Consider the following 695-nt stretch of genomic DNA (forward strand, 5'->3'; position numbering starts at 1 on the left):
GTACGGGGCTATTCCGGTTAATTTCGATAAGGTAGATGCTGCTGAGTTCATCATTGAACAGACCAAAGGGCATCGTGGCGTTGACGGCGTTATTGATGCGATTGGCTTTGAAGCCAAAGGCAGTATGCTAGAAACAATAATGACCAATTTGAAAATTGAAGGGTCAAGTGGTGCAGCTTTACGTCAATGTATTGCAGCTGTGCGTCGTGGCGGGGTCGTTAGTGTTCCTGGTGTGTATGCAGGACCCATTCATGGTTTCTTATTTGGTGACGCTTTTGATAAGGGGCTTACTTTCAAAATGGGCCAAACCCATGTACACAAGTATTTACCACAATTATTAGAGTATATTGAAAATGGTGATTTATCACCTGAAGCTATTATTACTCACCGTATGAATTTGTCTGACGCTGCTAAAGGTTATGAAATTTTCGAAAAGCGTGAAGAAGAATGTCGTAAAGTCATTTTAACTCCTTAATTTTTCAAATTTACCCTTAACTTTTAACATTTAAAGGTTAGGTCATAGCTGCTTTAACGAGATTATCTTAAATAATGATTATCGCTAAAGCAGCTAGTAAAAAAATCTTTGACTTGCTTTTCTCTGCACACGGCAAAAAAATCACCCCCCCCCAACCGCTGTTCATGGGGTTAGGGCGTACAAAAACTAACTACGTGTCTGAGTTGGTGTTAAAGCTTAG

General features: G+C 40.0%; 1 protein-coding gene. It reads left to right on the top strand.

Features of this window, described 5'->3' with window-relative positions:
- Positions 1-475: MDR/zinc-dependent alcohol dehydrogenase-like family protein (locus AAEZ03_RS25705; RefSeq protein WP_502947949.1), on the top strand; the 475-nt coding region annotated here is incomplete at its 5' end.
- Positions 476-695: the final 220 nt, after the last annotated feature.

The organism is Pseudomonas sp. HY2-MNA-CIBAN-0224 (assembly GCF_040310285.1).
Taxonomy (GTDB): domain Bacteria; phylum Pseudomonadota; class Gammaproteobacteria; order Pseudomonadales; family Pseudomonadaceae; genus Aquipseudomonas; species Aquipseudomonas helleri.